This window comes from Vibrio sp. CDRSL-10 TSBA, from assembly GCA_039696685.1.
GTDB lineage: Bacteria > Pseudomonadota > Gammaproteobacteria > Enterobacterales > Vibrionaceae > Vibrio.
Map to the genome: position 1 here is coordinate 508704 of CP155565.1, position 22566 is coordinate 531269.

Genomic DNA, 22566 nt, shown 5'->3' on the forward strand with positions numbered 1-22566 from the left:
CCTGTAACTCTAAGTAGTTTGGATATATGCTGAGTAATAAATGCCTGCCTTTCGGTAAGGTTGCCACCTGAAGTCTGCAACTGGAGATCTTGATGAACATTTTTGAAGATATTCCCGATAAACTACCTGAAGAGCAATTTACCAATTTATGCCGCGGACAAACTATGCGTATCGAGCGTATTGTTTCTCACGGTCATACTTCCCCCCCGCAAGGTTGGTACGATCAAGATGCAGATGAATGGGTGATCGTCTTGTCCGGGCACGCCAGGCTCGAATTTGAAAATGGTGGTCTTCAGGAGTTGAATCCAGGCGATTACATCAATATTCCGGCACATGTTCGTCATCGGGTTGCCTATACTGACCCCGATGACGTGACAGTATGGCTGGCGGTATTCTATCTGGCCGTCTAGTTGTGAATCCTTTTATGGTATGTTGTGCGACTAAAGTTCACTAATTGGCGGTGAAAGTGAGCCTAAAAGATGCGAAATAGCGAAGATAACAAATAAAACCATTCCGGTTTTATCGTATGAGCCGATATAATGTGCCTCATAACTCATATAACTCGTTAGATCTGGACTATAACCAGTGATCGCTTTTTTATCGCATCAACATTTTTACAGAGCATTATCAACCTTTGGGTATCCGGACTCTGTCCGTCGCCCGCAGACCTTTTACCCTTATTTACAGTCTGGCAAGTCACTGGTCAGATTAATGACATGCCTGCTGTTTCTCGTCTGCACACCTTTGTTTGCTCATTCTCATTTAGTTTTACAGGACAGCAGTGCCCGATCGATAGACCTAAGTGGTAAAGCGCAATATTTCTACGACGCCTCAGGGCAGCTTTCTGTTGAGCAAATCCGTCAGATACCGCAAAAGTTCATCAATACCAGGGACACCCAGGAAATGAATTTTGGTTATCTCACCGGAGCGGTCTGGCTTAAGCTAGAGATTCAATCGGAGTTAAGCCGACAAGAGAACTGGGTGTTTGAGTTTCAGCATGCCTATTTAAACAATGTCGATGCTTATTACGTGACGGACGGTAAAGTACAGTCTTTCCATGCCGGACGTTATGTGCCAATCGACCAATGGCCGTTGGCGGATCGCAAACCAGCTTTTCCGATTATCTTTAGTCCGCAACAAAACGTCACTATCTATATACGGGGTAAGGGCAATGCGGCGCTGGCGATGGGGGTTGATCTGGTGGATCAGCAGGCTTACGCCCGATCCAGTAATCTTAATCTGATATTGTTGTCGCTCTACTACGGAGCACTGATTGCGCTTGGTTGTTATAACCTGCTGTTATTTTTCGGGATGCGACAGCGTATTTTCTTGCTTTACGCCAGTTTTGTCCTCACCTTTGCACTGGCCGCTGCGAGCATGAATGGCATTGCGAACTTGTTGCTGTGGCCGCAAGCAGCGGAAGCGGCAGATAAAGTGCTGCCGACTGGTTTCAGTATTTCCGCGACGCTTGCTGTCATGTTTGCACGTCGTTTTCTCAGCCTGGACAGCTATGCTCCGCGTTGGGATAAGCTATTGCAAGTGGTGACCGTTTTGTGGGGCGGATGTGTGTGTGCCACCATGTTGGTTAACAGCCAGACTGCGATTGAAATCATGTCTGTACAGGCGGTACTGACGACAATCACGCTATTGTCTGCCGGTATTGCTGCGGTGCGTCTGAATGTTCCGGCGGCCCGGTTATTTGTTCTGGCCTGGAGTCTGCTGCTGGTGGGAACGTCCTTACTTTCTATTCGTAATACCGGTTTGATCCCATCTAACTTTTTTACCGTGTTTAGTATGCAGATTGGTTCGGTGGTTGAGATGCTGTTGCTATCTTTTGCTCTGGCGGCAAAATTCAACGATATGAAACGGCAAAAAGAGCGCGCGCAGGCTGAACTGTTGAAAACCCTCACTGAGCAGGAAAAAGTGCTGGAGACCCGGGTGGTGGAACGCACTACTGAGCTGGAGCAGGCGAAACGGCAACTGGAAGTATTTGTCACCCGGGACAGCCTGACCGGTGTGCTCAACCGGCGTGGCCTGGATCGCTGTTTTGACCAGATGAAACTGCGCTTTACCCGCCCCGGTCATACGATTGCCGTTATGCTGATTGATTTGGATGAATTCAAGCCGGTCAATGACCAGCACGGACACCAGGCTGGCGATATACTGCTACGCCAAATAGCGCAGCGGATGCAAAGTACGCTAGGGAACACGGCGTGTCTGGGCCGTCTTGGCGGCGATGAGTTTGTGGTTATCATTGACGGGGATGAGATTGAATCGCTTACTGAACTGCAGGCTAAAGGCCGGCAGCTACTGGAAGCGATGGCCCAGCCGGTTTTTGTGGCGCCTGATGTCGTCGTTCAGGTTAAGGCCAGTATTGGTATTTATTACTGTCAAATCGCTAATCATCAGTTTTCCTCTGCACTACGTAATGCCGATATGGCCATGTATCAGGTTAAACATCGCAGCAAAAATGATATTCAGCTAATCAGCGATGCTGACGGGGAAGGAATGGCTTTGCCTGAGCAACACGCCTGATTTCTGCTCAGGTGCTTTTGTGTTTCAGCTGGCTGTGTTAATTCGTGAGATTGTTCATTCGCTCAGACAGCTGAGTTAGCTAACCGTAGTGAATAACAAATTAAGGATTGGCGGTTACTGGCCAACGGCGAGTGCAAAACGCTGATTGACTGCCTCGGGCTGGCCAAGGTAATAGCCCTGATAGCCAAAGAGACCAAGTGCAGTCATTGCCTGAAATTGTTGCTCTGTTTCAATGCCTTCCGCTATGACGACGGCATGATTGTCACGAGCGGTTTGTACGGCACTCAGCAGCGGCGCCTGCATTCCAGCCATGTAATCGGCCAGCAGCTGCCTGTCCAGTTTTATGATGTCCGGGTTGAGCAGCGTCACGCGTTCGGCTGTTGATGCGTGACAACCAAAGTCATCGATCGCTATCTGATAGCCAAGATTCGACAGCCACTGGGCGGTCATCTGTAAACGCTGATCGCTGTCCGAATCGACTTCAATGAATTCCATCACGATCTGCGAAGGGCTCAGTCCTAACCCTCTTACCTTGTGCGTCAAATCTTTGTGATGCTGCTCTTGCTCAATGGACGATCCGCAGAGCGGCAAGGTATTCAAAAATAATTTACCCGTACGGTGTGGCGATATAGCGAAGTTGTGCAGATGCAACATGCGGCTCAGATATTCGATGTTCATCTTATCAGCCAGCGAAACGCCTTCAGAGTGGAAAAATAGCTCCGGTCTGAGAGCTGAGCCATCGGGCAGATAGATTCGCAGCAGAGCTTCGACCCCGATGACCCGGTGATGACGGGTGACAATCGGCTGAAAGACACTGTGTAAAGTGAAGTGACGATAATGCGCAACGTAGCGGCCGTCGTCGCAGTAAAACAAGCGTTGTTTAAGTGGCACGGAATTAGGGCTAAGCATACTGCTGTTTTGAATCCTGTCTTACTCACGAAACGCTTAATGTTGTCCGGCATAGAGGGTGTTTACTCAGCGTCTTTTAGGCTGTTTGTGAGTTTAGTTCACTGTTTTTGAACAGTTAATATTTAATAACTCAACATTAAACAGTCGCTTAATTGCACTTTTATGAAAATGAAACAGTAAATCGATGAAACGACAGCAATGCAAAATAGCTATCGTTCGTCGAAGAAATCTTTATTGCGGATATAACGGCTCATTAAATGGTATGAGAACGGGCGGATTAACCAAGACACCAGTGAACGGCCGAGACGGATAAAGGTTGGGGTGTTTTCGTAAATTTTGCCGTTATGCAGCCACAACATCTTGCCGACGTGCCAGTAGTACAAAGGAATGGGCGGTAAAAAAGTGACAATATCGAGGTCGCAGCAAACCCGGTAGGTTCGATTGGCCAGTTGATAGCGTTGATAGAAACGGTAGCCGCCGATAGCGGGCTGACCAAAGGTGACGACGCGTTTGATCGAAAGCGGATAGCGGGTTTCAAGCATATCCGCCAGAACGCATCCGATGGCGCCGCCGGAAGAGTGGCCGGTTATGGTTATCCGTTTACCTTGTTCAATCAGCGGGATCACATAGCTGAGCAGACGTTCAAATACCGATAAACCGAGTTTGTCCTTGTTATAGCCAGGCTGGCTTTCCTGGCACATCAGATAGTGAAAACCGGCATGAACCGGATAGTTGAGTCCTAAATTGCGGGTGTGCTTTTTCCACATGGCCAGGTTAAGTAACCAGTCTGCGACGGAATGGGAACCTTTGATGACGACAATCGCTTCTTCATCGCGCTTACTCCACAGCACTCGCATCATGATTTTACCGTGCCGGTTGTAAATGATCCTTTGTCCGTTCGGATCAAACCCATAATTGGTCTGTTTGAACACCCTTGGATAGGCAAGGTTACACAGAAACGGCGTAGCGTTCATATTGATAGCGCTTAAGGCTTCTCACTTTGCTTCGGCGATAATGACAGTTCGACTCACTATGCGTGACAAGTGTGAAACTTGTGTGAACGATGCCACCTCCGGGGTGGCAATCCCATGGGCACACCTGATTTAACAGGAAACAGGTGTTAACAGAAAATCAGAACTTAATAGAAAAACAGGGACTAATAGAAAAAGAGACTAATAGCAGCACCTGAGGACGTAACGCACGGTTACGCCCATTGCAGTACTGCATACAGCTGGATGTATTTTCTCACCAGTTGCTGGTTATTGGAGCGCTTGAGAGGATGACCAAACTTTACGTAACAGGGGCTGATATTGAAATGGTGATCTAAAGCCTGGGTCAGTTGTGATTCGCTCTCATATAAAGTAATGCCCTGAGCACTGTACTCATCGATTTCGTCGGGCAGTTGACCTGTCCACCAGTGCAGCAGCTCCCGGCTACGATGGCTGCGGCTTATCCAATGGTCGGTCAACAGCAACAGCAGATCATTCGGCTGAATGGCGAAGGCATACTCCTGCTTCCACTGAATGATGTCATGCATGAGTTTGTCACGGCAGGTTTTGCCTGCGCTGACCATGTGATGAGTCAGAACCCAGACCGTGCCTGCGTCGCTGCTGATGCGGTAGTGATGTGGCTGGTCAGTCTGAAGTACAGACTCAATCGGCGCATAATCACACTGATGACCGAATTCGGTCAGTGTGCGTGCCAGCCTTCGCGCGAAGGCCAGTCCCAGATGATGTTCACTCATTCCCTGATTGTGAATCGTCGGGTAGTGCTTTTCACACAGCTTTAAACAGTCTGTCTGGAACTCATTGACACTTTGGGTAAGAATGTCCAGTAACAAGTAGTTGTTCTCCTTTACGAAAGCACAGCTAGACTACCACAGTTCCTCATTGCCAATAGTGACAATCCATCACTTCTTGATCTTTTGCAGCTTTATCCGTTGTGCGGCAAAGCGTTTGATTAATAATTAGCCGCTCTGCGTTATTTCCGAATAGTTATGTGCCATAAGTGAGCCATCCAAGAGCCAGCAGAGGCGCAGTGAGGACTGCCCCCTTAAATCATACTGAAGCCTGATAAATTCGCGCGAGTTATCACGAAAAATGTGCAGCCAGCGCTTCACATTATCATTGTTTGTCAGAGTTTGTTACAAATAACCAACCCGGTTTCATCAAAGTAAACGCACATCATACGCATGATGGAGATGCGATGAAAAAAACAGCGACGATGAATTAAGTCTATCATTTTGAAATAAAAAGTGATTTCATTGTGTTACGCGATGAATGTTTTACTTCAAAAAAATTGAACGACTTCATCAAAGTACCTGTCTATTCGTGACCCTAATATTCAGAAATACTCTGTTGCGAATATGTTGTAGTTCACTGATTGGACTAATTTATTCTGATTACCAGTAAAGAGAGAAGAAATGAGTACTGAAGTAACCCATTACAACCGAACCTTACAGATGATTCACTGGCTATCTGCTATCGTGGTGATAGGGATGTTTGCAGTTGGTATCTGGATGGTGGACCTGTCTTACTACAGTACGTGGTATCAGGAAGCGCCACATCTGCACAAATCGGTCGGTATCTTACTGGCGGCCCTGACCATCTTCCGTATTGTCTGGAAAGCAGTGACGTTGTCACCAAAAATAGACGGTGCGGCCTGGGAAAAAGTGTCAGCAAAACTGGCGCACGGCTTTATTTATCTGGATTTAATCGTTCTCTTCGTCTCCGGGTATCTTATTTCAACCGAAGACGGACGCGGTATTGACGTATTCAACTGGTTCTCGGTTTCCTGGTGCTGGTGCTCTGTTCGACGGACAGTCAGATTTGGCCGGGTTAATCCATGTTTATGCAGCTTGGACGCTGATCGGGGTAGCGGTACTACACGCACTGGCAGCATTGAAGCACCATTTTATCAATAAAGATAATACGCTACGCAAAATGATAGGAGCATCAAAATGAAAAAGACGTTATTGGCATCTGGCCTGGCACTGGCTATGGCACTACCATTCGGTGCAAGCGCAGCGGACTACGTGATTGACACGAAGGGAGCTCACGCGTCAATCAACTTCAAAGTCAGCCACCTGGGTTACAGCTTTACTATGGGGCGTTTCAATACGTTCAGTGGTGACTTCTCTTACGATCCAGCCAACGTTGAAGCATCAAAAGTTTCGGTAACTGTTGATACGACCAGTCTGGATTCTAACCACGCAGAGCGTGATAAACACATTCGCAGCGCAGATTTTATTGATGCAGCGAAATACTCAACCGCAACTTTCACCAGCACTAAAGTGGTTGATAAAGGTGACGGCAAACTGGCTGTAACCGGTGACCTGACACTGCATGGTCAAACTAAACCAATCACTATCGATGCTGAATTCATCGGTGCGGGTCAAGACCCTTGGGGTGGTGAGCGCGCTGGTTTTGTCGGTACGACTCGCCTTGAGTTGAAAGACTTCAACATCGCCGAGATGGGACCGACAACTTACGCGGACATGGAACTTTACATCGAAGGTGTGAAGCAATAAGTGTCTGACAGATCAGAGCCGCTATGAAGCTGATTTACGCGCATGCGAGTGATGCTAAAAGCCGACGGATGTAAATAGTAGATAAAGCCCCTGACGGGGCTTTATCTTTTTGTGCAATTTCACGCTCATCAATAAAACTTAAGCTGGCTATCAGCTATCAACTATCAGTTATCAGCTAAGTACCGATGCGCAGTCATATCACGCACGTGCTAACGTTTGTTGCTCGTTAAGATCATTTTTGCGGGACTGATTGTGTCTGTCTTCAAGTGCAAAGGTTTCACTGTAGACCGGACGCAGCGCTGCAAGCACATCGTTGCGCTCCAGAATACCGACAAACTGACCGTTTTCCAGTACAGGCAACATGTGAGGTTTGCTGACTTTCATGCTTTTGGCGCGCTCTTCAACAGACAGTGAATTAAACTGGGTCGCGATGCCCATATTGGTTGTCGGGAAACAGCTGCTGTTTATCGATACAGAAGAACTCAACCACATCAACCAGCTTGTCGTTCACATCAATAGCAATCACATCGCGAGTCATCAAATCCACCACGGTTTGCTCTGCCGTTGGCAGGTAATCCTGACACCAAAGATCGACCATGATGTCATGGGCGGAAATCACGCCAACCAAGCGGTCATGTTTATCCAGTACCGGTGCGCTGTTCAAATTGTGTCTGACTAACGTTTCAATCGCAGCAGGCGTTGTCGCGTCAGTTGTCAGTGTGACTGGGTTGACGTTCATCATCTCTTTAATGGTGGTTTTGTGTTTCATAGTAATATCCTTAGCAGACGCGAGTGTGGTGGTTTTCGTGATGGTAGCGATAGGAGTAGGTGCAGGATGAGGGCGGCGATAGATAAACCAGTTCGATAAACCGACTAACACTGCACCGCCGACAATATTGCCCAGAGTGACCGGGATCAGGTTAGCGGTGATGAAATTGCTAATATTCAGGTCCGCATATTGCGCTGAGTCGACGCCGAGATGCTGCCAGAAACTGTCTGGTGCAAAAGCATGGATGGTGATGCCCAGTGGGATCATAAACATGTTAGCTACACAGTGTTCAAAGCCGCTGGAGACAAACATGGCAACCGGCATGATGGTCATGACGGCTTTGGTCATCGCATTCGCGGAGCTGAATGTCAGCCAGATAGCGAGACATACTAATAAGTTACAAAGTACACCAAGAGCAAAGGCTTCCAACAGGGTATGGTGCAATTTGTGCTGAGCGATATTGAGCGCATTCAGCCCCCATTGGCCATGGTCCATCTGATAAAGTCCGGCAGCACTGACCAGCAGCAGCAGGAATGAAGCACCGATAAAGTTACCGATATAAACCTTGCCCCAGATCGACAGCATTTTGCTAAAGCTTATCTGCTTGTTGGCCCAGGAGATGCTGGACAGCACAGAACTGGTAAATAATTCACCTCCGCAAATCACAATAAGAATCAGGCCCATACTGAAAGCCACCCCGCCGGCCAGCCGGCTCAGTCCCCAACCGGCACCCTCGCTGCCGGTGGTGACGGTAATGTAAAACAGAAAAGCCAGGCCGATGAAAGCGCCAGCCATCATCGCCAGACTCAACGTCATACCACTGGTCTTTTTGGCCTTACTTAGCGCGAATTTTTCTGCCTCCGCCATCATCTCGTATGGCGAAAAATAGTTTTGGTTGTCGGAATATGCAGTCGACATCTTAGCTCCCTAATACAATCAATATTCAGCAGTAACCGAAGTTACCGTACCAATAAACCACACACAGAGTGTGTAATAGTGAGGAGAGTAAGGCTGAGGTTAGGTCAGGTAAAATTGATAATTCTCAATGCCCTTATAAATTGCGCTGATATAGTCATCACACCAGTGAAGTGAAACTGTTTGCTCATGGCTGGGAAGCAATTTAGAGAGATAGGAATATCAATGCGGTACTCATTAAAACAATTAGCAGTATTTGATGCGGTGGCAGACTTCGGCAGTGTCAGCATGGCGGCGGATAAGCTTGCGCTGACGCAATCTGCAACCAGCATGTCGTTGGCGCAGTTGGAAAAAATGCTCGGGCGTCCGCTCTTTGAGCGACAGGGTAAGCAGATGGCACTGACCCACTGGGGAATGTGGCTCAGACCCAAAGCCAAGGCGCTGCTGCAAGACGCGCAGCGAATTGAGATGGGGTTTTATGATCAGCATTTGTTGAGTGGCGTGATCCGCCTCGGAGCCAGTCAGACTCCGGCTGAACATTTAGTTCCTGACCTCATCAGTATTATTGATAGCGACTTTCCTGAGATTCGGATCGAACTCGGGGTACGAAGAACTCAGGCAGTGATCAGTGGTGTTCTCGATTATCAGTACGACCTGGGCATCATCGAGGGACGCTGTGATGACAATCGTATCCAACAGGAAGTGTGGTGCCGGGACCATCTTATCGTCGTTGCGGCTGCCCATCACCCTTATGCCAAACACGCTGAAGTGAGTCTGGCGCAGCTTGAGCAGGCGAAATGGGTATTAAGGGAAACCCGGTTCCGGCACCCGGCGAACGTTTGACAGTTGTGTGCATAATCTGATGACGGAGCTCAATGTATGGCGTGAGTATGAACACGTGCCAGTACTGAGATCTTTGGTGGCTCAGGGATCGTATCTCAGTTGTTTGCCATATCTGGACGTTGAAAAGTACATTGAGAGCGGCCTCCTGGTCGCATTGAATGTACCTGAGCTGAAAATGGAGAGAACCTTGTCCTTTGTGTGGCGGGCGGATATGGCGGAGAACCCTCTGGCTGATTGCATCAGACGAGAAGGGTTACGAATGATGAAAGGGCGTCCGTTGGTGATGTAGGCGATGAGATGGTCTGACAGTGACACCGGATGTTTACTTTTTCTGATGGTATATCGATTTCGTCACATAAAAATAATGAAATAATTTATTGTTGCAGTATAAATGTGACAAATATCTCTTTTGTCCGGAGCGTTTAGCTCTTAGTATTCTGGCTTGATTAACGATGTCACACCCAGCGTGATGTGATTTCTCAGAGGATACTATGAGTACTTTATTCGCCATTTCACTGACCACAGGAATCTTATCGGGCATTTGGGGCTGGATCGCTGTGTCACTTGGGCTGTTGTCGTGGGCAGGATTTCTGGGCTGTACCAGTTACTTTGCTTCCCCAAAGGAAGGTCTGCGTGGTTTGGCTGAGAGCCTGGTAACCAATCTTAGTGGTGTGTTCTGGGCGATGGTGATCATCTATGCCTCGGATTTTCTCAGTCTTGATGTTTTAGGTTACGCTGCCACTGCACTCATCGCATTCTTGATGTGTATTCAGGCCAAAAAGCAGTGGCTGGCGTACATTCCCGGAACGTTTATTGGTTCGGCAGCGACATTCGCCGCTCATGGCGAATGGAAAATCGTGATTCCCTCACTGCTGCTTGGCGGTGTGTTCGGCTATCTGATGAAAAGCAGCGGTGTCTGGTTACACCGCCGCTCACAACATGCATCAGCGCGCGCGATTCGTCAGTCAGCCTGAGACTGATTTGCTTTGTGTTATGTATTCCCGTTTGCCATGGTAATCACCCGTTTTAAGGTCCAGCGTAGTAACACGGGAATACAATCCACACCGTTCTCCTCACAGTGGGAGACGATAGCCAGCGCCAGATCAGGCTTGGCATGTTTTTTCAGCACCCTGGTGACGACTTTTTTGGCCGGAATCGGATGGTCATGGGGGATTTTCACCATGTCTTTAAAAAAGAATTCGAAACCGTGAGCATAGAGAAAATGCTCAATATCCCGATCCGGTAATTCGGTGAGGCGATGGCGTTCCTGATCATGGCCTAACATCCCCTGAACCGTTGCTGCGTACTTTTTACCGGCGGCATCGCCATCGGTGACCACGTGCCATTCGATACCAAAGGCTTTGGCCACTTTGATTAAAGATTTCAGCCCCGACTGGGCAAACTCAATAATCTGCACGCCTTCTGCCGCCAGGTTATAGCCGCATTGGCGCGCCAGTTTCGCTGAATAGCCACACTTCAGTCTCACCTTCGACCAGCAGCCAGCAACGGGCAAATAATGCGCCGGAGCGATGGAAACGAATGTGAAAGCCGATGCGGCGCAGTTCATCCCGGCCCAAACCTTTGATCGGCATGCTGGTGGCGACAGTGCGGTCGGACTTTCTGACCAGGCGGCGAATCGAATGCAGCGGCACTGAACCGAGCAGGTCGCCACTGTTGGTGGTGAGGATTTTCTGCATGGGCAGCAGGGTCAGTAAACTCCACGCGCGGGCGAGGTGAGTCGGGTGCAGACGGCCTTCAGGATCTTCAATGATCAGAATCGGACGAGCAAAACGCCGCAACTGATGCGGCCCTTTGGCCTGCAGATAAGCGTTCAACAGACCCAGCAGCAGTAAACGGGTCTGGCGGTTTTTGGTTTCGTCGACAATTTGAGTCAGGTTCTTTTCATTGGTTGGTGTGCCGTAAACCAGACTTTCGCGCTCGCGGCGCGGGTTTTTACGCCCCTGATCTTTGAAGGAGAAATAGTGCTCTACCAGAGCGTGCATCGCATTAAGGCTACTGCGCATTTCGCCTTTATTGACGTGACCGGGAATCGCCATCAAACGGCGGCAAGTATTATTGATACGCTTTTCTACCCGGGAATTCACATCATGCTTGTTATCAAACGGACGCTCAAACTGACGGGAATCGCGCAGGCGGATGACGGGATGCAGGGTCATCAACTCCTTAGCGAGATTTTCCGGATGATGAATCGCAATAGGATTGCCATCCAAATCGAGGAATGCGTATTCAGTGGTAATATTGTATTGCACCCGTGAGCCGCTGATACGATAGATAATCCGGCTCTGGCCCTCATCATCTTCACGCCAAACCGGTTTAAGACTGCGGTAACGGCCCGCTTTAGGCTCCTTGCGGTCCGAGGCGATAAAACTGAGAATGATCTGGATATCCTGGGTCTGCGGGTGCGAGATAGAATAATCGACGTGAAAGTCCTGCAATTCGAACTTATACGGTTCGCCATTGGCAGGCATCATCACCGCCAGTGCGTCGAGCAGCGACGATTTACCCCAGGTATTTTCACCGATCAAAGTGGTAAGGTCATCGAGAGTGAGCGATAAACGACGAATGCCACGAAAACCTGATACTTCAATTCGCTCTAAATGCATAGGCTCAACTTCCTTGCTAGATGTTCGTGTTGAGTTCTTTTATTAAAGAATAATGAATAAAGAATAAAGGAAAAAGCGTGTTTCAGCCGACGGATACTTCACAAACTCGTTGCAATAACTAAATAAATACTTGAAGCAGAATAGAAATTTTCTGTTTTTGTTGCCCAAAGCCTACCGGGCTCTGTAATCGTTTGCCTGATTTCCTTTCTGTTTACATTACTTTATACGCGTTAAATGTGATGTACGTCTAAGCGGGTAAGTTTCTTTTCAAAGCCATTTCATAAAAGTCACGTTTCTGTCATGATCACATGGCTAGGATGAAAGAGAGAAAAAAGAGATAAAAACGATATGAAGAAAACAAAAGCGATAACGTCCGTCACTCTGGCTCACATCAACGATACCCATTCTTACTTCGAACCAACCTCCCTGCAACTGACTCTGGATATCCAGGGTAATACAATGATGCCTTTCGTCAGTGCAGGTGGTTTTGCCCGCATTGCTACCCGAATTCATCAGTTGCGGGACGATGCGAAGCGCATGCAGCGCAGCTTTTTGTTTGTCCATGCCGGTGATTGTTTCCAGGGAAACGCTCTATTTTTCCCTGTTTAAAGGCAAAGCCAACGCCGATATGCTCAATGCACTCAACATTGATGCAATGACCCTTGGCAATCACGAACTGGATATGGGTAACGAACCGGTCGCGCAATTTGCCGAGCGAATCAATTTTCCGTTGCTGGCCGGTAACTGGGATTTATCGGCAGAGCGAGCCAATAAGGCCCATCGCCTGTCTGAGAACAGCAAAGTAAAAGCGTACGATACTACACGTCGTTGCGCGAACTGGATTACTAAACCTGCCGGCGACTCACAGGTTGCGCTGTTTGGATTGTCGCTGGATAAAATGGCCGATATCGCCAACCCGGACAGTGATACTCCGTTTGTGGATGCCTTAGAGACTGCGCGTAATACTATTGATGAGATTCACCGTGCCGGTATCAATAAAATTATCCTGGTCAGCCATCTGGGCTATCAGGCGGATAAAGAACTGGCGGCAAAGGTCGATGGCATCAGCCTGATTGTCGGCGGACACAGTCATGTGTTACAGGGTGACTTTAGTGCGCTGGGATTATCTCGTGAAGAAGCGTATGGTCAGCACATCAATGATACATACGTAGTTCAGGCCGGTTTACATGCGCTGTCACTGGGCCACTGTCATATCGATTTTGATGAGCAGGGTAAGGTGGTCAGTTTTCAGGGGCGTAATGAACTGCTGTTGGGTCGTCGTCTGTTCCTGGATGCGAGTATGAATGAGGCCGGCAGTGATTCGGCTCACCTTGAAGCCTGCGAGTGGGTCAACAATCATCCTAACGTGGTGGTGTGTAAAAAAGATCCGGAGGTGCAGGGCATTCTGCTCAACAAATACATTCCCCGTGTACGCGAGTTGCAGAATCAGGTAGTCGCGCAAGCGTCACAGACGCGCCGCCATGTGCGCATTCCTGATGATGAGGGACCCAGCCAGCTGGCGCCTTTGGTGGCACAATCGTTTGTACATGCGATGCAAAACCGCGGTCATCCGGTTCAGTTTGCTATCCATAATGCCGGAGGTGTACGTACTTCAATCCTGCCCGGTAAGGTTACGGTGGCAGATATTGCCGGGAAGCTGTTGCCGTTTGCCGTTCCTATCGGTGTCTATCACGTCAGCGGGCAAACCATTGCCGATACGCTGGAAGGGGCGATCAACAACGCGATTAATAACGGCGTCGAAGGAAACCGGCTCCGGCAGCTACCCTTATACCAGTCATCTCAAGTTTGATTACGATGCGGAAAAACCAAAAGGTGAGCGCATCAGCCAGCTTAAAATTTTGTTGGGCAGCGAATGGCAAACTGTTGAAGCCCATCAATATTATTGTGGAACTTCGTCCGCTTATACCATGAAAGGCAAAGAAGGTTATGACGCGTTGCTGAACATGAAAGATGAAGGGGTAGTGACCAATGTGTCGATGGCCGATGCCTTTATTGAAGTCTTGACTGACTACCCGGATCTACTCAGTCCCCATTCGGAGGCGGCGTTGACCAGCAGTTCCCGCTGATGTGGCACAGTCTTTGCTCCAGCTTATAAGGAATCTGTTTCCAGGTCGACAATGTACCGGAGGAAAGGATGTGGGGTAAAGATTGGTTTGATGCTGCGGTCGTGGCAGCCTGGGTTGGCGTGTGGTCCGTACTTGTCTACGTACTGCCGTTAGCCGGGATATAAGAAAAAGGAGCGCGATTGCGCTCCTTTTTGCTTTTGGAGATTTAAATTCATCGAACGTTGAAATATCTGCAGGGAATCCGCCCACTCGAACTATTCAGAATTAGGTGTTCATTATATCAAATTGATATAATCTTATTGACTAAGCCAGATGGTTTGTTCATGATTGTATCAGTCTGATATAAAGTTACTAAGGACATTTACTGAATGAGCAGTTCAGAGCCTTTAAAAATTGCGGAGTTTCCGCTTACACCAAAATCAGCAAAACGAATCCTAAGAGACCTGGCGGAAAATCATACAGCCCGGGTGAAATTTTCAAAACACGCAAGGGAAAGGTTGCTAGAGCGCAAAATCACGATTCAACAGGTTTTGTGTGTTTTGAAAAGTACATCTAATCGTTTTCATGAAGGCCCTTATCAAACCGCAAAAGGTGATTGGCAAATGAATGTTGAAGGCATCGCTTCTGGTGATTCGATTCGGGTACCTTTAATACTCAGGCGGCATGAAGACGACCCGCAAGTACTGATAATCACAGTTATTGATATCTGATTAGTAAGATAAAAGATATTCCACTAGGAGTAAGACATGAGTGCATTATACCACTACAAAGAGTGTGGTTTGCCCAATGTACATTTGAAAAACGGCTACACTCTGGAAACCATTGATGGTGAAGAGTACCTAAGTATTGATGATTTGGATGGTCTGCATATTGCCATCGCAATACAGCTAGTTGAAAAATCTCAGGCGTTGACCGGAGATGAATTCAAATTTTTGCGTCAGCATTTCAATCACTCACGACGAGTATTGGGTGAGCTTCTGGGAGTCGATCAACAAACGATTGGCCGCTGGGAAAAAGGTGAAACCTCGATTCCTAAAAACGTCGACGCGACGATGCGACAACTATTTTTAGAGTCAATTGATGAAGACAGCAACCTGGGTTTACTGCTGCAAAAACTGGCAGCTGCTGAAGCAGAAGTGATGATGACTGACATTGTACTCGAAGAGCGCGACAATCATTGGTTGAAAGCTTGCTAATGGCATAAACCGCTAAGCTGAATACGTGACAGCAAAGCGCAAAAATAAAAAGAGCCTTTGAAAGGCTCTTTTTGCGTTCTTAGAATGTAACGGATTAATCTTCCAAGAAAATTAATCTGATCATTCAGACTTATTTTTTACGGCAGTACTCAGCAATGATGAACATTGACTGACCGTTTACCTTGCCTGAAACGTGCTTAGGATCGTCACTCAGGCTGATGCCACGAACAACTGTGCCTTGTTTGATAACCATAGAAGAGCCTTTCACCGGCAGGTCTTTGATTACCGTTACGTCGTCACCTTTTTTCAGCTCAACGCCGTTTACGTCACGCGGTTTTTCAGCATCATCGTCCAGGCCGATCTCTGCCCATTTCTGGGTCTCTTCGTCCAGATACATCATTTCCAGTAGATCCTGAGCCCAGCTTTCCGCTGACAAGCGCTTCAATTGACGCCACGCCAGCACCTGAACCGGTTGCACCTGGCTCCACATGCTGTCATTCAGACAACGCCAGTGGTTTACATCTACTGTCTCTGGTTCTTCAATCTGACCTTTACATGTATCACACAGCATAACCGCGTGATCGACAGTGATTTGAGTGTGCGGTGCCACCACAAAAGGAGACAGTGAAGATTGGGCTGCACAAAGTTCACATTTAGATTCGCAGCGCTCAAGTAGTGTTGCTTCAGTAGACATAGTCCCACCTTATAAATTTTAGTAAGCGCGTATTATCCACGTTACACACAAGAAAGAAAGGGATATTCTGACTTACACTTAAAATCAGTGGGTTATTTACCGAAAATTGCTGATAAATAACCCACAATCGCTGCAATTAAGCGCTGCCACAGTTAGGGCGCGGGGTGGAAAACGCGGGCATTGACTGGATTTTAGCCGTCAGGTCTTTGATACGGGTATTGTGTGAAGGGTGGGTCGAGAGCAGTTCAGGCGGTTGACCACCACCTGAGGCTTTATCCATATTTTTCCACAGTTCAATGCTTTGCTTGGGATCAAACCCAGCCTTGGCCATCAATTCCAGACCCACAATATCGGCTTCAGATTCCTGCGAGCGGCCATAGGGCAGTATCACGCCATATTGCACACCCAGACCGAGAGCGGCCATGGTTGCTTCTTTATATTGGGCATACTGGGTAGAGCCGATCGCGACATCGGTAATCTGCATGCCGACATTGGCTATCTGGGTTTGAGACAGACGCTCGTTACTGTGGTTGGCGAGGACGTGAGAGACTTCGTGACCCAGCACGGTCGCCAGTTGGTCCTCATTGACCGCGACTTTCAACAATCCGGAATAAACGCCGATTTTGCCGCCTGGCAGGGCAAATGCATTTACTTCATCGCTGTTAAATACCACCACTTCCCAGCTATCAAAGCCGCTCTGTTTAGGGATCTGGCGGGTAATCGCAGTAGCCACACACTGCACATACGCATTGGTCTTTGCGTCCTGATTAATAGGCACTTCCTGCTTCATTTGGCTGAATGACTGGTCACCCAGACTGGTCATATCCTGGCTGGAAAATAGCAGCAGCTGGTTACGCCCGGTTGGCGAGGCCGAGCAGGCAGTTAAACCGATAACAGCCAGCGCACAGCAGGCTTTGGTCCATGAACGCATTGGAGTCTCCCGATCAAAACGACACGAATAAAATGTGATAGATTTAAATCCTAACACGACTTAAAAAAAATGGAATGCTATTGGTGTTTTGTCATTATCATTCAGCTCGTTACAATACCTTGGTTAACTAGGTTTATAGCTTTGGCCTATACCTCAGATTTATAACTTAGGTTTATCAATAAAATCGCGATTGCGTTGAGCATAACTCCGCGCGACAGCGATGTATCACAGTCAGGAATGCTGCATGGAAATTTGGAAAAAGCCGATCAGTCTCGAGATCCTCAATCGCACATCGGCCAATACATTGATTGAACACCTTAATATTGTTTACAGCGAAATTGGCGATAATTTTATCTCGGCTACGATGCCGGTATGCCATTTTACTCATCAGCCGTTAGGCATGCTGCACGGCGGGGCTTCGGTGGTACTGGCGGAAACTCTGGGCTCGGTTGCGGCAAACTTTTGTGTGGATGATGACTCGTATTGTGTCGGCCTCGATATTAATGCCAACCATATCCGTTTCTATGCGTGAAGGGCATGTGACTGGCAAAGCAGAGCCTCTGCATCTCGGCGTCTCGACCCAGGTGTGGCAGATTACCATTACGGATCCGCGCGGCCGTCTGGTGTGCACCAGTCGTTTAACGATGGCGGTGCAGAAAGCGAAAAACAGCAAACAAAAACTGAATAGCGGTGCCTGAATGGTTATTGATTTTAAAAGCGGAAAAATTGTTGTGACGCCCTTTGAACTGGTTGTCCGTCTCAATGGTGAACATCGTGTAACGCTGCAAGCACAAAGCGATGCTGTGCAGCTGATAGGAAAAGGGGCGAATGTTATTTCGGTCAATGGCAGTGAAGCCAAGTGGTCAATCAAACTGGATAACGAACAGCAGTTGCAGCAGATTGGGGCTGAACTGGGGTGTGAAATCCTGTGACAAGCCCACTTGTAATATGAGACCAAAATAAGGAAAATCTCTTATCAATATCGATCTATGAGATTTCCTCCTTTATGAGCAGCCCGCGTTTACGAATCCAGTTTGAAACCCTGTTTGAACATTTCAACGGTCTTGATGCTGAAACCCAGTTAGAAGACGTCACAGAGATTCTGTTCTGTACCCGACGGAACGCGCGGATCGTACTCAATAAGATGGAGGAGGCTGGTTGGCTGGAATGGCATCCTGCGGCCGGGCGGGGCAAGCTATCGCGGCTGATTTTCAAGCGCAGCCGATCGGATGTGAGCGAAACTCTGGCCCGACGTTATCTGGATGAAGGCAAAATCGGCCAGGCACTCTCTGTACTGGATCAGGATGCGGCTAAGCTGACTCAGGTGATTCAAAGCTACCTCGGCGTTCAGCATCAGGAAGGTTTGCAGGTTGTGCGTCTGCCGTATTACCGTCCGCTCTCTATTCTTAACCCCGCCAAACCGATGCGCCGCTCGGAGCAGCACATCGCCCGGCAAATTTTCAGTGGCTTAACCCGCCTGGATGAAGATGAACAACTGCAGCCGGATTTAGCGCATACCTGGCAGGCAATCACGCCTCTGCACTGGCGCTTCTATCTGCGTCCGGGCGTTCGTTTTCATAACGGCGAACTACTGACCACCGAGATTGTTAAGCAGAGTCTGTGGGCGCTGCGGTTTGTCAACTTGTTTGCCCATATTGACCGGGTTGATTCTCCGGGAGACTGGGTGGTCGATGTACATCTGCAAAAAGCGGATCATCGTCTGCCACTGCTGATGGCCGAAGCGTGTGCCAAAATCTTGTTACCCGAGGCTGAACGCCCGGATAATTTCGACCTGATGCCGATTGGCAGCGGGCCATACAAAGTCGTAGTGAATGACGAGAAACGTTTGGTACTACAGGCTTATGACGGCTACTTTGGATTCCGGCCACTGCTGGACAGGGTTGAAGTCTGGGTCATTGATGAAGCTCATTCCTCAATGGTGTTTCCGAGTCTGTCGAACCCAATTAAAACCGCACGTGGATCGTTTACGGAGGATGTCGATCTCGATCCCGGTTGTACCTACCTGTTACTGAACCGCAACAACGGTATTGCTGCTAATGATCAATGGGCGACCTATTTTCAGAATAAACTCAGCACACTGAACCTGTTTCGGCGCCTTCCGGAAGAGAAAGTCGTTGAACTTGGTGTGCTGCCAGCGTACGGGCTGAAACCGGGCTGGTATCATCAGGCTCCGAGCAACAGTAGTATTCAGCCGCCGTCAGCATACAAGGTCACCGTAGCTTATCATGCTCAGCACCCGATGTTTCCTACTCTGGCACAAGTGATTCGACAGCTGCTTAACGAAGATGGTATTGACGTCGAGTTTATCAAATATGAACTGACGGTCGCGGAAGTTGAACAGGTGGACATCTGGATTAAAGCCATGGGGATCGCTAACCATCGTGATGACGCGTTAGCCGGCTGGCTGCTCAATTACTCGGATATCGAATACATGAGCCGGGCCGATGACTTTAACAGCTGGTGCGAGCTGGTCGATGAATGGCGAGCAGACGCGAAGGCGGTATTTCCGGCCAAAGAAACTCGGCAAAGCGCTGGTGGAGCAGCAGCAAATCGTCCCTATGTTCCACTGTTGGCTTGGTGTGTCGAAAGATCAATGTGGTTCGTTACAAAACGCAAAATGTAATGCGTTAGGCTGGTTTGATTTTAGTCAGGTCTGGGTTAAGCCGGAGTTGGACTGAAATGGCAAAACCACGTAAGAAGTTACCGGAAAAAACCGTCGATATATTCTGCAGTAAATGCCGTACCCAATTGCTTAAATATCACAAGGGTGGCAAAGGCGCTCTGGTGAAATGCTTTAAAGAGAGAATTAGTCAGGATTTTACTCTGTCAGAAGGTATCTGCCCGCAATGTGGCAGTGAATTTGCCCGATCTACTTTGATTCGAGGTACGCCCGCGCTGAAAATTGCTGGTGGTAAGGTGATGATAAAATAGCCTTTTTTGGAGTTAAGTGAGTAAAAATTCACAAATAAAGCAAAGAAAACATATGTTTTTACTGGTTCCGAAAAGAAATTGATTTTTATCTATAAAAACTGTCATTTTCTGGTTAATAAACTACCATTATGGCGGCGAAGTGGTAAACTACGCGCAGTTTATACATATTGCTATTTAAAAATTCTGCCAGGGGGATTCAATGGAACTCGCGTTAATCATTACTTTTATCGTTGCTGCTGTCGTTATGGTCAAAAAAGAGATGGCAGAGAACAAATAATTTAGCCCATTCGCACTTTTTAATACCGATTTTTGAATGAGTTAAGTTTCTCAAAACGAGTAAAATGTAAAAAGCCAGCTTTTGCTGGCTTTTTTAGTTCAAGTCTTCGTGTACTCAATCAGAATTCGTACTTCGCTGTCAGTGAGAAGTTGCGTTTTGGTTGCGTCAGGTCTTTATCTTCAGCAGACTGATCACGTACATCGTTCCAGTGGTAGTACTCTTCATCCGTCAGGTTGAATACACCGGCGCGCAGGGTGAGATCTTTAATCGGCTTGTAGTAGGCGGTGATATCAACCACGGTGGCGGCTGAAATCGGCTGGTAATCGCCGTTGATGTCGCTCTGTTTCTTCTTTGCGGTGTAGTTCAATGTCAGACTGGTACCCCAGTCACGGGCGGAATCGTAATTGATGCCGGCCACTGCGTTCCAAGGACTCACGCTGTTAAGCGGGTTACCTTCATCATCTTCACCTTCACTGTATGCGGCAACTAGACGGGTGCTGAAGCCCTGAACGGGTAAGAAGCCGTCCCATGACAGTTGGTTTGAGAATTCGACGCCTTTGATTGTTGCCTCGTCGATGTTGATTGACTGATACACCGCATCGCGTGTTGCAAAACTACCGGAAACCAGTTGGTTGTCGATGAAGTCATCGTAGTCACTGTAGAATACCGATACTTCGGTGCTGCTGGCATCGGTGTTAAAACGCCAGCCCATCTCGTAAGAGATACTCTTTTCTGATTTTAGATCCGGGTTGGGCTTGTTGACATAGCCGAAGGCCGGGTTACCGTAAGAGTAGTACAGCTCCTGGAAATCAGGGGCGCGGAAACCCTGGCTGACCTGGGCAAACAGGCGATGTTGTTCCGTCAGTTTATAAACGGTGCCCAGACGCGCGGTCACTGCCGAGTCAGAGTACTTGGTATATTCACTGATATCGTTCAGGCTAGGGTTTCGCACTGGCGTCACCCGGATTGGTTTCAAATGAGTCGTAACGTACGCCCGGAGTGATGATAAAATCATCCAGGGTAATTTCATCCTGAACAAACAGTCCGTAGCGGGTCTCGCTTGCTTCCGGAATGTAGAAAATCACCTGGTCAGAACCGACGCTGTTAAACTCTTTGTTGGTGTTTTCGATATCTTTATCGCTGAAAGAAGCGCCGTAAACCAAGTAGTGATCAGAGCTGCCCAGGGCAAAAGATTTATCAAACTGGGCATCCAGCTGAATGCCTTCATCTTTATACAGGTAATCTTTATGCTGCACATTACCGGTTGAAGAGCTGGTACGGTCAGTGATACCGGTTTCCTCTTTGCTCATCCAGTCCGCTTGCCAGGTGATACGGTCTGCAATCAGGAAACCTGCGTCCCAGATATGTTTAATGCCAATTTGATACTGTTCGGTTTCGTCCTGGCCGCTGGCATCAGTGTAACCATTGTATGCCAACTCTTTCAGGTCATCTTTGTTACGAATAAAGTTGCCTGAGAACTCCAGACGATGCTCCGGATTGAGTTGATACTGCAGTTTTACCAGCAGGTTATTCGCGCTGTGGTCGGTTTCATCCGGGCTGCCAAAGTTGTCTTGTTGCTCGCCGTCACGACGAGTGTAGGCAACCAGAGATTCCAGATCGCCGGTTTTATTGGCCAGAGCGATTGACTCGCTGAAGGTTTTGTCGGCGGAGCCGTATTGCAGTTTGGCATAACCACCAAAGTTGCGGCCTTTGAGTATATCGGCCGGATCTTTGGTTTCGAATGCGACAATACCACCAATTGCATCAGACCCTTGTAAAGAGGAGGCCGCGCCTTTGACAATCTCTACCGATTTGAGCATATCGGTATCCACTTCAACACGCGAAGAGTTTACAAAAGAAGAGCCTGAGTTGAACTGGTTGGCCTGTGACACACCGTCCACAATTACCTTAATACGGTTGCCTTCAATACCACGAATATTGATACTCTGAACACCTTGTCTGGAGTTCGTCTCCAAAGTTACCCCAGGGGTATACTTGAACAGGCTATCGAGATCCGAAACCAGATTCTTTTCAATCTCTTTATCGTCAATCACCGTGACTGACGCGGCGGTATCGGTTATTTGAGTGTTTGTCCGCGTCGCGGATACCACGATTTTTTCTGTTGGGGCATTATCATCTGCATAAGCAGTAGGAGAGAGCGCAAGCAATATAGCAATAGACAATAAGGATCGATTATACATCTGCTTTACCTTGTTATAGTTCATTAACGTTGTCGGCGGCAGAGTTTATTGGATCTAAATAATAATTACTATCATTTGCATTTGTATTTTTGCGGTTTTTTGTG

The 22566-nt window shown here is 48.0% G+C and carries 12 protein-coding genes and 9 pseudogenes; 13 read left to right on the forward strand and 8 right to left on the reverse strand.

Annotated features, from left to right (window positions below):
• Positions 1 to 92: 92 nt before the first annotated feature.
• Positions 93 to 410: a cupin domain-containing protein gene (locus ABDK09_02395; GenBank protein XAW88242.1), complete on the forward strand. Its 318-nt coding sequence runs from the start codon at positions 93 to 95 to the stop codon at positions 408 to 410.
• 301 nt (positions 411 to 711) lie between these two features.
• Complete coding sequence (locus ABDK09_02400) at positions 712 to 2535, forward strand: 7TM diverse intracellular signaling domain-containing protein (GenBank protein ID XAW88243.1); 1824 nt, start codon at positions 712 to 714, stop codon at positions 2533 to 2535.
• A 114-nt stretch (positions 2536 to 2649) separates the two neighbouring features.
• Here the strand turns inward: ABDK09_02400 and ABDK09_02405 are convergent, their stop codons facing one another.
• The 3 genes and pseudogenes from ABDK09_02405 to ABDK09_02415 form a co-directional block, all read right to left on the reverse strand.
• Complete coding sequence (locus ABDK09_02405) at positions 2650 to 3444, reverse strand: EAL domain-containing protein (GenBank protein ID XAW88244.1); 795 nt, start codon at positions 3442 to 3444, stop codon at positions 2650 to 2652.
• Positions 3445 to 3653: 209 nt separating this feature from the next.
• Positions 3654 to 4443 (reverse strand): annotated as a pseudogene (locus ABDK09_02410) (lipase).
• Positions 4444 to 4648: 205 nt separating this feature from the next.
• Positions 4649 to 5284, reverse strand: a complete 636-nt coding sequence (locus ABDK09_02415; GenBank protein ID XAW88245.1) for a hypothetical protein — start codon at positions 5282 to 5284, stop codon at positions 4649 to 4651.
• Between the two features lie 582 nt (positions 5285 to 5866).
• Between ABDK09_02415 and ABDK09_02420 the strand changes: the two are divergent.
• Together ABDK09_02420 and ABDK09_02425 are read left to right on the forward strand one after the other, a co-directional pair.
• Positions 5867 to 6407, forward strand: a pseudogene (locus ABDK09_02420) (cytochrome b).
• Positions 6404 to 6973 (forward strand): YceI family protein, encoded by a 570-nt coding sequence (locus ABDK09_02425; protein XAW88246.1) that lies wholly within the window; start codon positions 6404 to 6406, stop codon positions 6971 to 6973. Before ABDK09_02420 ends, ABDK09_02425 begins: the two are co-directional and overlap by 4 nt.
• Positions 6974 to 7171: 198 nt before the next feature.
• Here ABDK09_02425 and focA read toward each other — a convergent pair.
• Positions 7172 to 8660 (reverse strand): annotated as a pseudogene (gene focA / locus ABDK09_02430) (formate transporter FocA).
• A gap of 222 nt (positions 8661 to 8882) precedes the next feature.
• Between focA and ABDK09_02435 the strand changes: the two are divergent.
• Both ABDK09_02435 and ABDK09_02440 read left to right on the forward strand, forming a co-directional pair.
• A pseudogene (locus ABDK09_02435) lies at positions 8883 to 9789 on the forward strand (LysR substrate-binding domain-containing protein).
• 202 nt (positions 9790 to 9991) lie between these two features.
• A complete protein-coding gene (locus ABDK09_02440; GenBank protein XAW88247.1) occupies positions 9992 to 10474 on the forward strand; it encodes a DUF1097 domain-containing protein in 483 nt (160 codons plus the stop codon).
• Between the two features lie 17 nt (positions 10475 to 10491).
• Here the strand turns inward: ABDK09_02440 and ABDK09_02445 are convergent.
• Positions 10492 to 12124 (reverse strand): annotated as a pseudogene (locus ABDK09_02445) (ATP-dependent endonuclease).
• Between the two features lie 348 nt (positions 12125 to 12472).
• Between ABDK09_02445 and ABDK09_02450 the strand changes: the two are divergent.
• The 3 genes and pseudogenes from ABDK09_02450 to ABDK09_02460 all read left to right on the forward strand — a co-directional run bounded on the left by ABDK09_02450 (position 12473) and on the right by ABDK09_02460 (position 15407).
• A pseudogene (locus ABDK09_02450) lies at positions 12473 to 14211 on the forward strand (bifunctional UDP-sugar hydrolase/5'-nucleotidase).
• A gap of 368 nt (positions 14212 to 14579) precedes the next feature.
• Entirely contained in the window at positions 14580 to 14921 is a 342-nt protein-coding gene (locus tag ABDK09_02455) for a DUF4258 domain-containing protein (GenBank protein ID XAW88248.1), read from the forward strand.
• A 36-nt stretch (positions 14922 to 14957) separates the two neighbouring features.
• Entirely contained in the window at positions 14958 to 15407 is a 450-nt protein-coding gene (locus ABDK09_02460; GenBank protein ID XAW88249.1) for a helix-turn-helix domain-containing protein, read from the forward strand.
• Positions 15408 to 15537: 130 nt separating this feature from the next.
• On the opposite strand, the gene ABDK09_02465 is transcribed toward ABDK09_02460, so the two are convergent.
• Positions 15538 to 16101, reverse strand: coding sequence for a PhnA domain-containing protein (locus ABDK09_02465; protein ID XAW88250.1), 564 nt, complete (start codon positions 16099 to 16101; stop codon positions 15538 to 15540).
• A 136-nt stretch (positions 16102 to 16237) separates the two neighbouring features.
• Positions 16238 to 17032: a M48 family metallopeptidase gene (locus ABDK09_02470; protein XAW88251.1), complete on the reverse strand. Its 795-nt coding sequence runs from the start codon at positions 17030 to 17032 to the stop codon at positions 16238 to 16240.
• Between the two features lie 244 nt (positions 17033 to 17276).
• On the opposite strand from ABDK09_02470, the pseudogene ABDK09_02475 reads away from it, so the two are divergent.
• The 4 genes and pseudogenes from ABDK09_02475 to ABDK09_02490 all read left to right on the forward strand — a co-directional run bounded on the left by ABDK09_02475 (position 17277) and on the right by ABDK09_02490 (position 19984).
• Positions 17277 to 17730 (forward strand): annotated as a pseudogene (locus ABDK09_02475) (hotdog fold thioesterase).
• Positions 17731 to 17964, forward strand: coding sequence for a DUF3389 domain-containing protein (locus tag ABDK09_02480; GenBank protein XAW88252.1), 234 nt, complete (start codon positions 17731 to 17733; stop codon positions 17962 to 17964).
• Positions 17965 to 18038: 74 nt separating this feature from the next.
• Positions 18039 to 19731, forward strand: a pseudogene (locus ABDK09_02485) (SgrR family transcriptional regulator).
• Between the two features lies 1 nt (position 19732).
• The gene (locus ABDK09_02490) at positions 19733 to 19984 is read left to right on the forward strand and encodes a hypothetical protein (GenBank protein ID XAW88253.1); all 252 of its coding nucleotides are present in this window, start codon (positions 19733 to 19735) and stop codon (positions 19982 to 19984) included.
• A gap of 395 nt (positions 19985 to 20379) precedes the next feature.
• Here the strand turns inward: ABDK09_02490 and ABDK09_02495 are convergent.
• A pseudogene (locus tag ABDK09_02495) lies at positions 20380 to 22462 on the reverse strand (TonB-dependent hemoglobin/transferrin/lactoferrin family receptor).
• Positions 22463 to 22566 lie beyond the last annotated feature (104 nt).

Coding starts and splice junctions, on each gene's coding strand:
- ABDK09_02395 (XAW88242.1), top strand. CDS start 93: ATGAACATTTTTGAAGATATTCCCGATAAACTACCTGAAGAGCAATTT.
- ABDK09_02400 (XAW88243.1), top strand. CDS start 712: ATGACATGCCTGCTGTTTCTCGTCTGCACACCTTTGTTTGCTCATTCT.
- ABDK09_02405 (XAW88244.1), bottom strand. CDS start 3,444: ATGCTTAGCCCTAATTCCGTGCCACTTAAACAACGCTTGTTTTACTGC.
- ABDK09_02425 (XAW88246.1), top strand. CDS start 6,404: ATGAAAAAGACGTTATTGGCATCTGGCCTGGCACTGGCTATGGCACTA.
- ABDK09_02440 (XAW88247.1), top strand. CDS start 9,992: ATGAGTACTTTATTCGCCATTTCACTGACCACAGGAATCTTATCGGGC.
- ABDK09_02455 (XAW88248.1), top strand. CDS start 14,580: ATGAGCAGTTCAGAGCCTTTAAAAATTGCGGAGTTTCCGCTTACACCA.
- ABDK09_02460 (XAW88249.1), top strand. CDS start 14,958: ATGAGTGCATTATACCACTACAAAGAGTGTGGTTTGCCCAATGTACAT.
- ABDK09_02465 (XAW88250.1), bottom strand. CDS start 16,101: ATGTCTACTGAAGCAACACTACTTGAGCGCTGCGAATCTAAATGTGAA.
- ABDK09_02470 (XAW88251.1), bottom strand. CDS start 17,032: ATGCGTTCATGGACCAAAGCCTGCTGTGCGCTGGCTGTTATCGGTTTA.
- ABDK09_02480 (XAW88252.1), top strand. CDS start 17,731: ATGGTTATTGATTTTAAAAGCGGAAAAATTGTTGTGACGCCCTTTGAA.
- ABDK09_02490 (XAW88253.1), top strand. CDS start 19,733: ATGGCAAAACCACGTAAGAAGTTACCGGAAAAAACCGTCGATATATTC.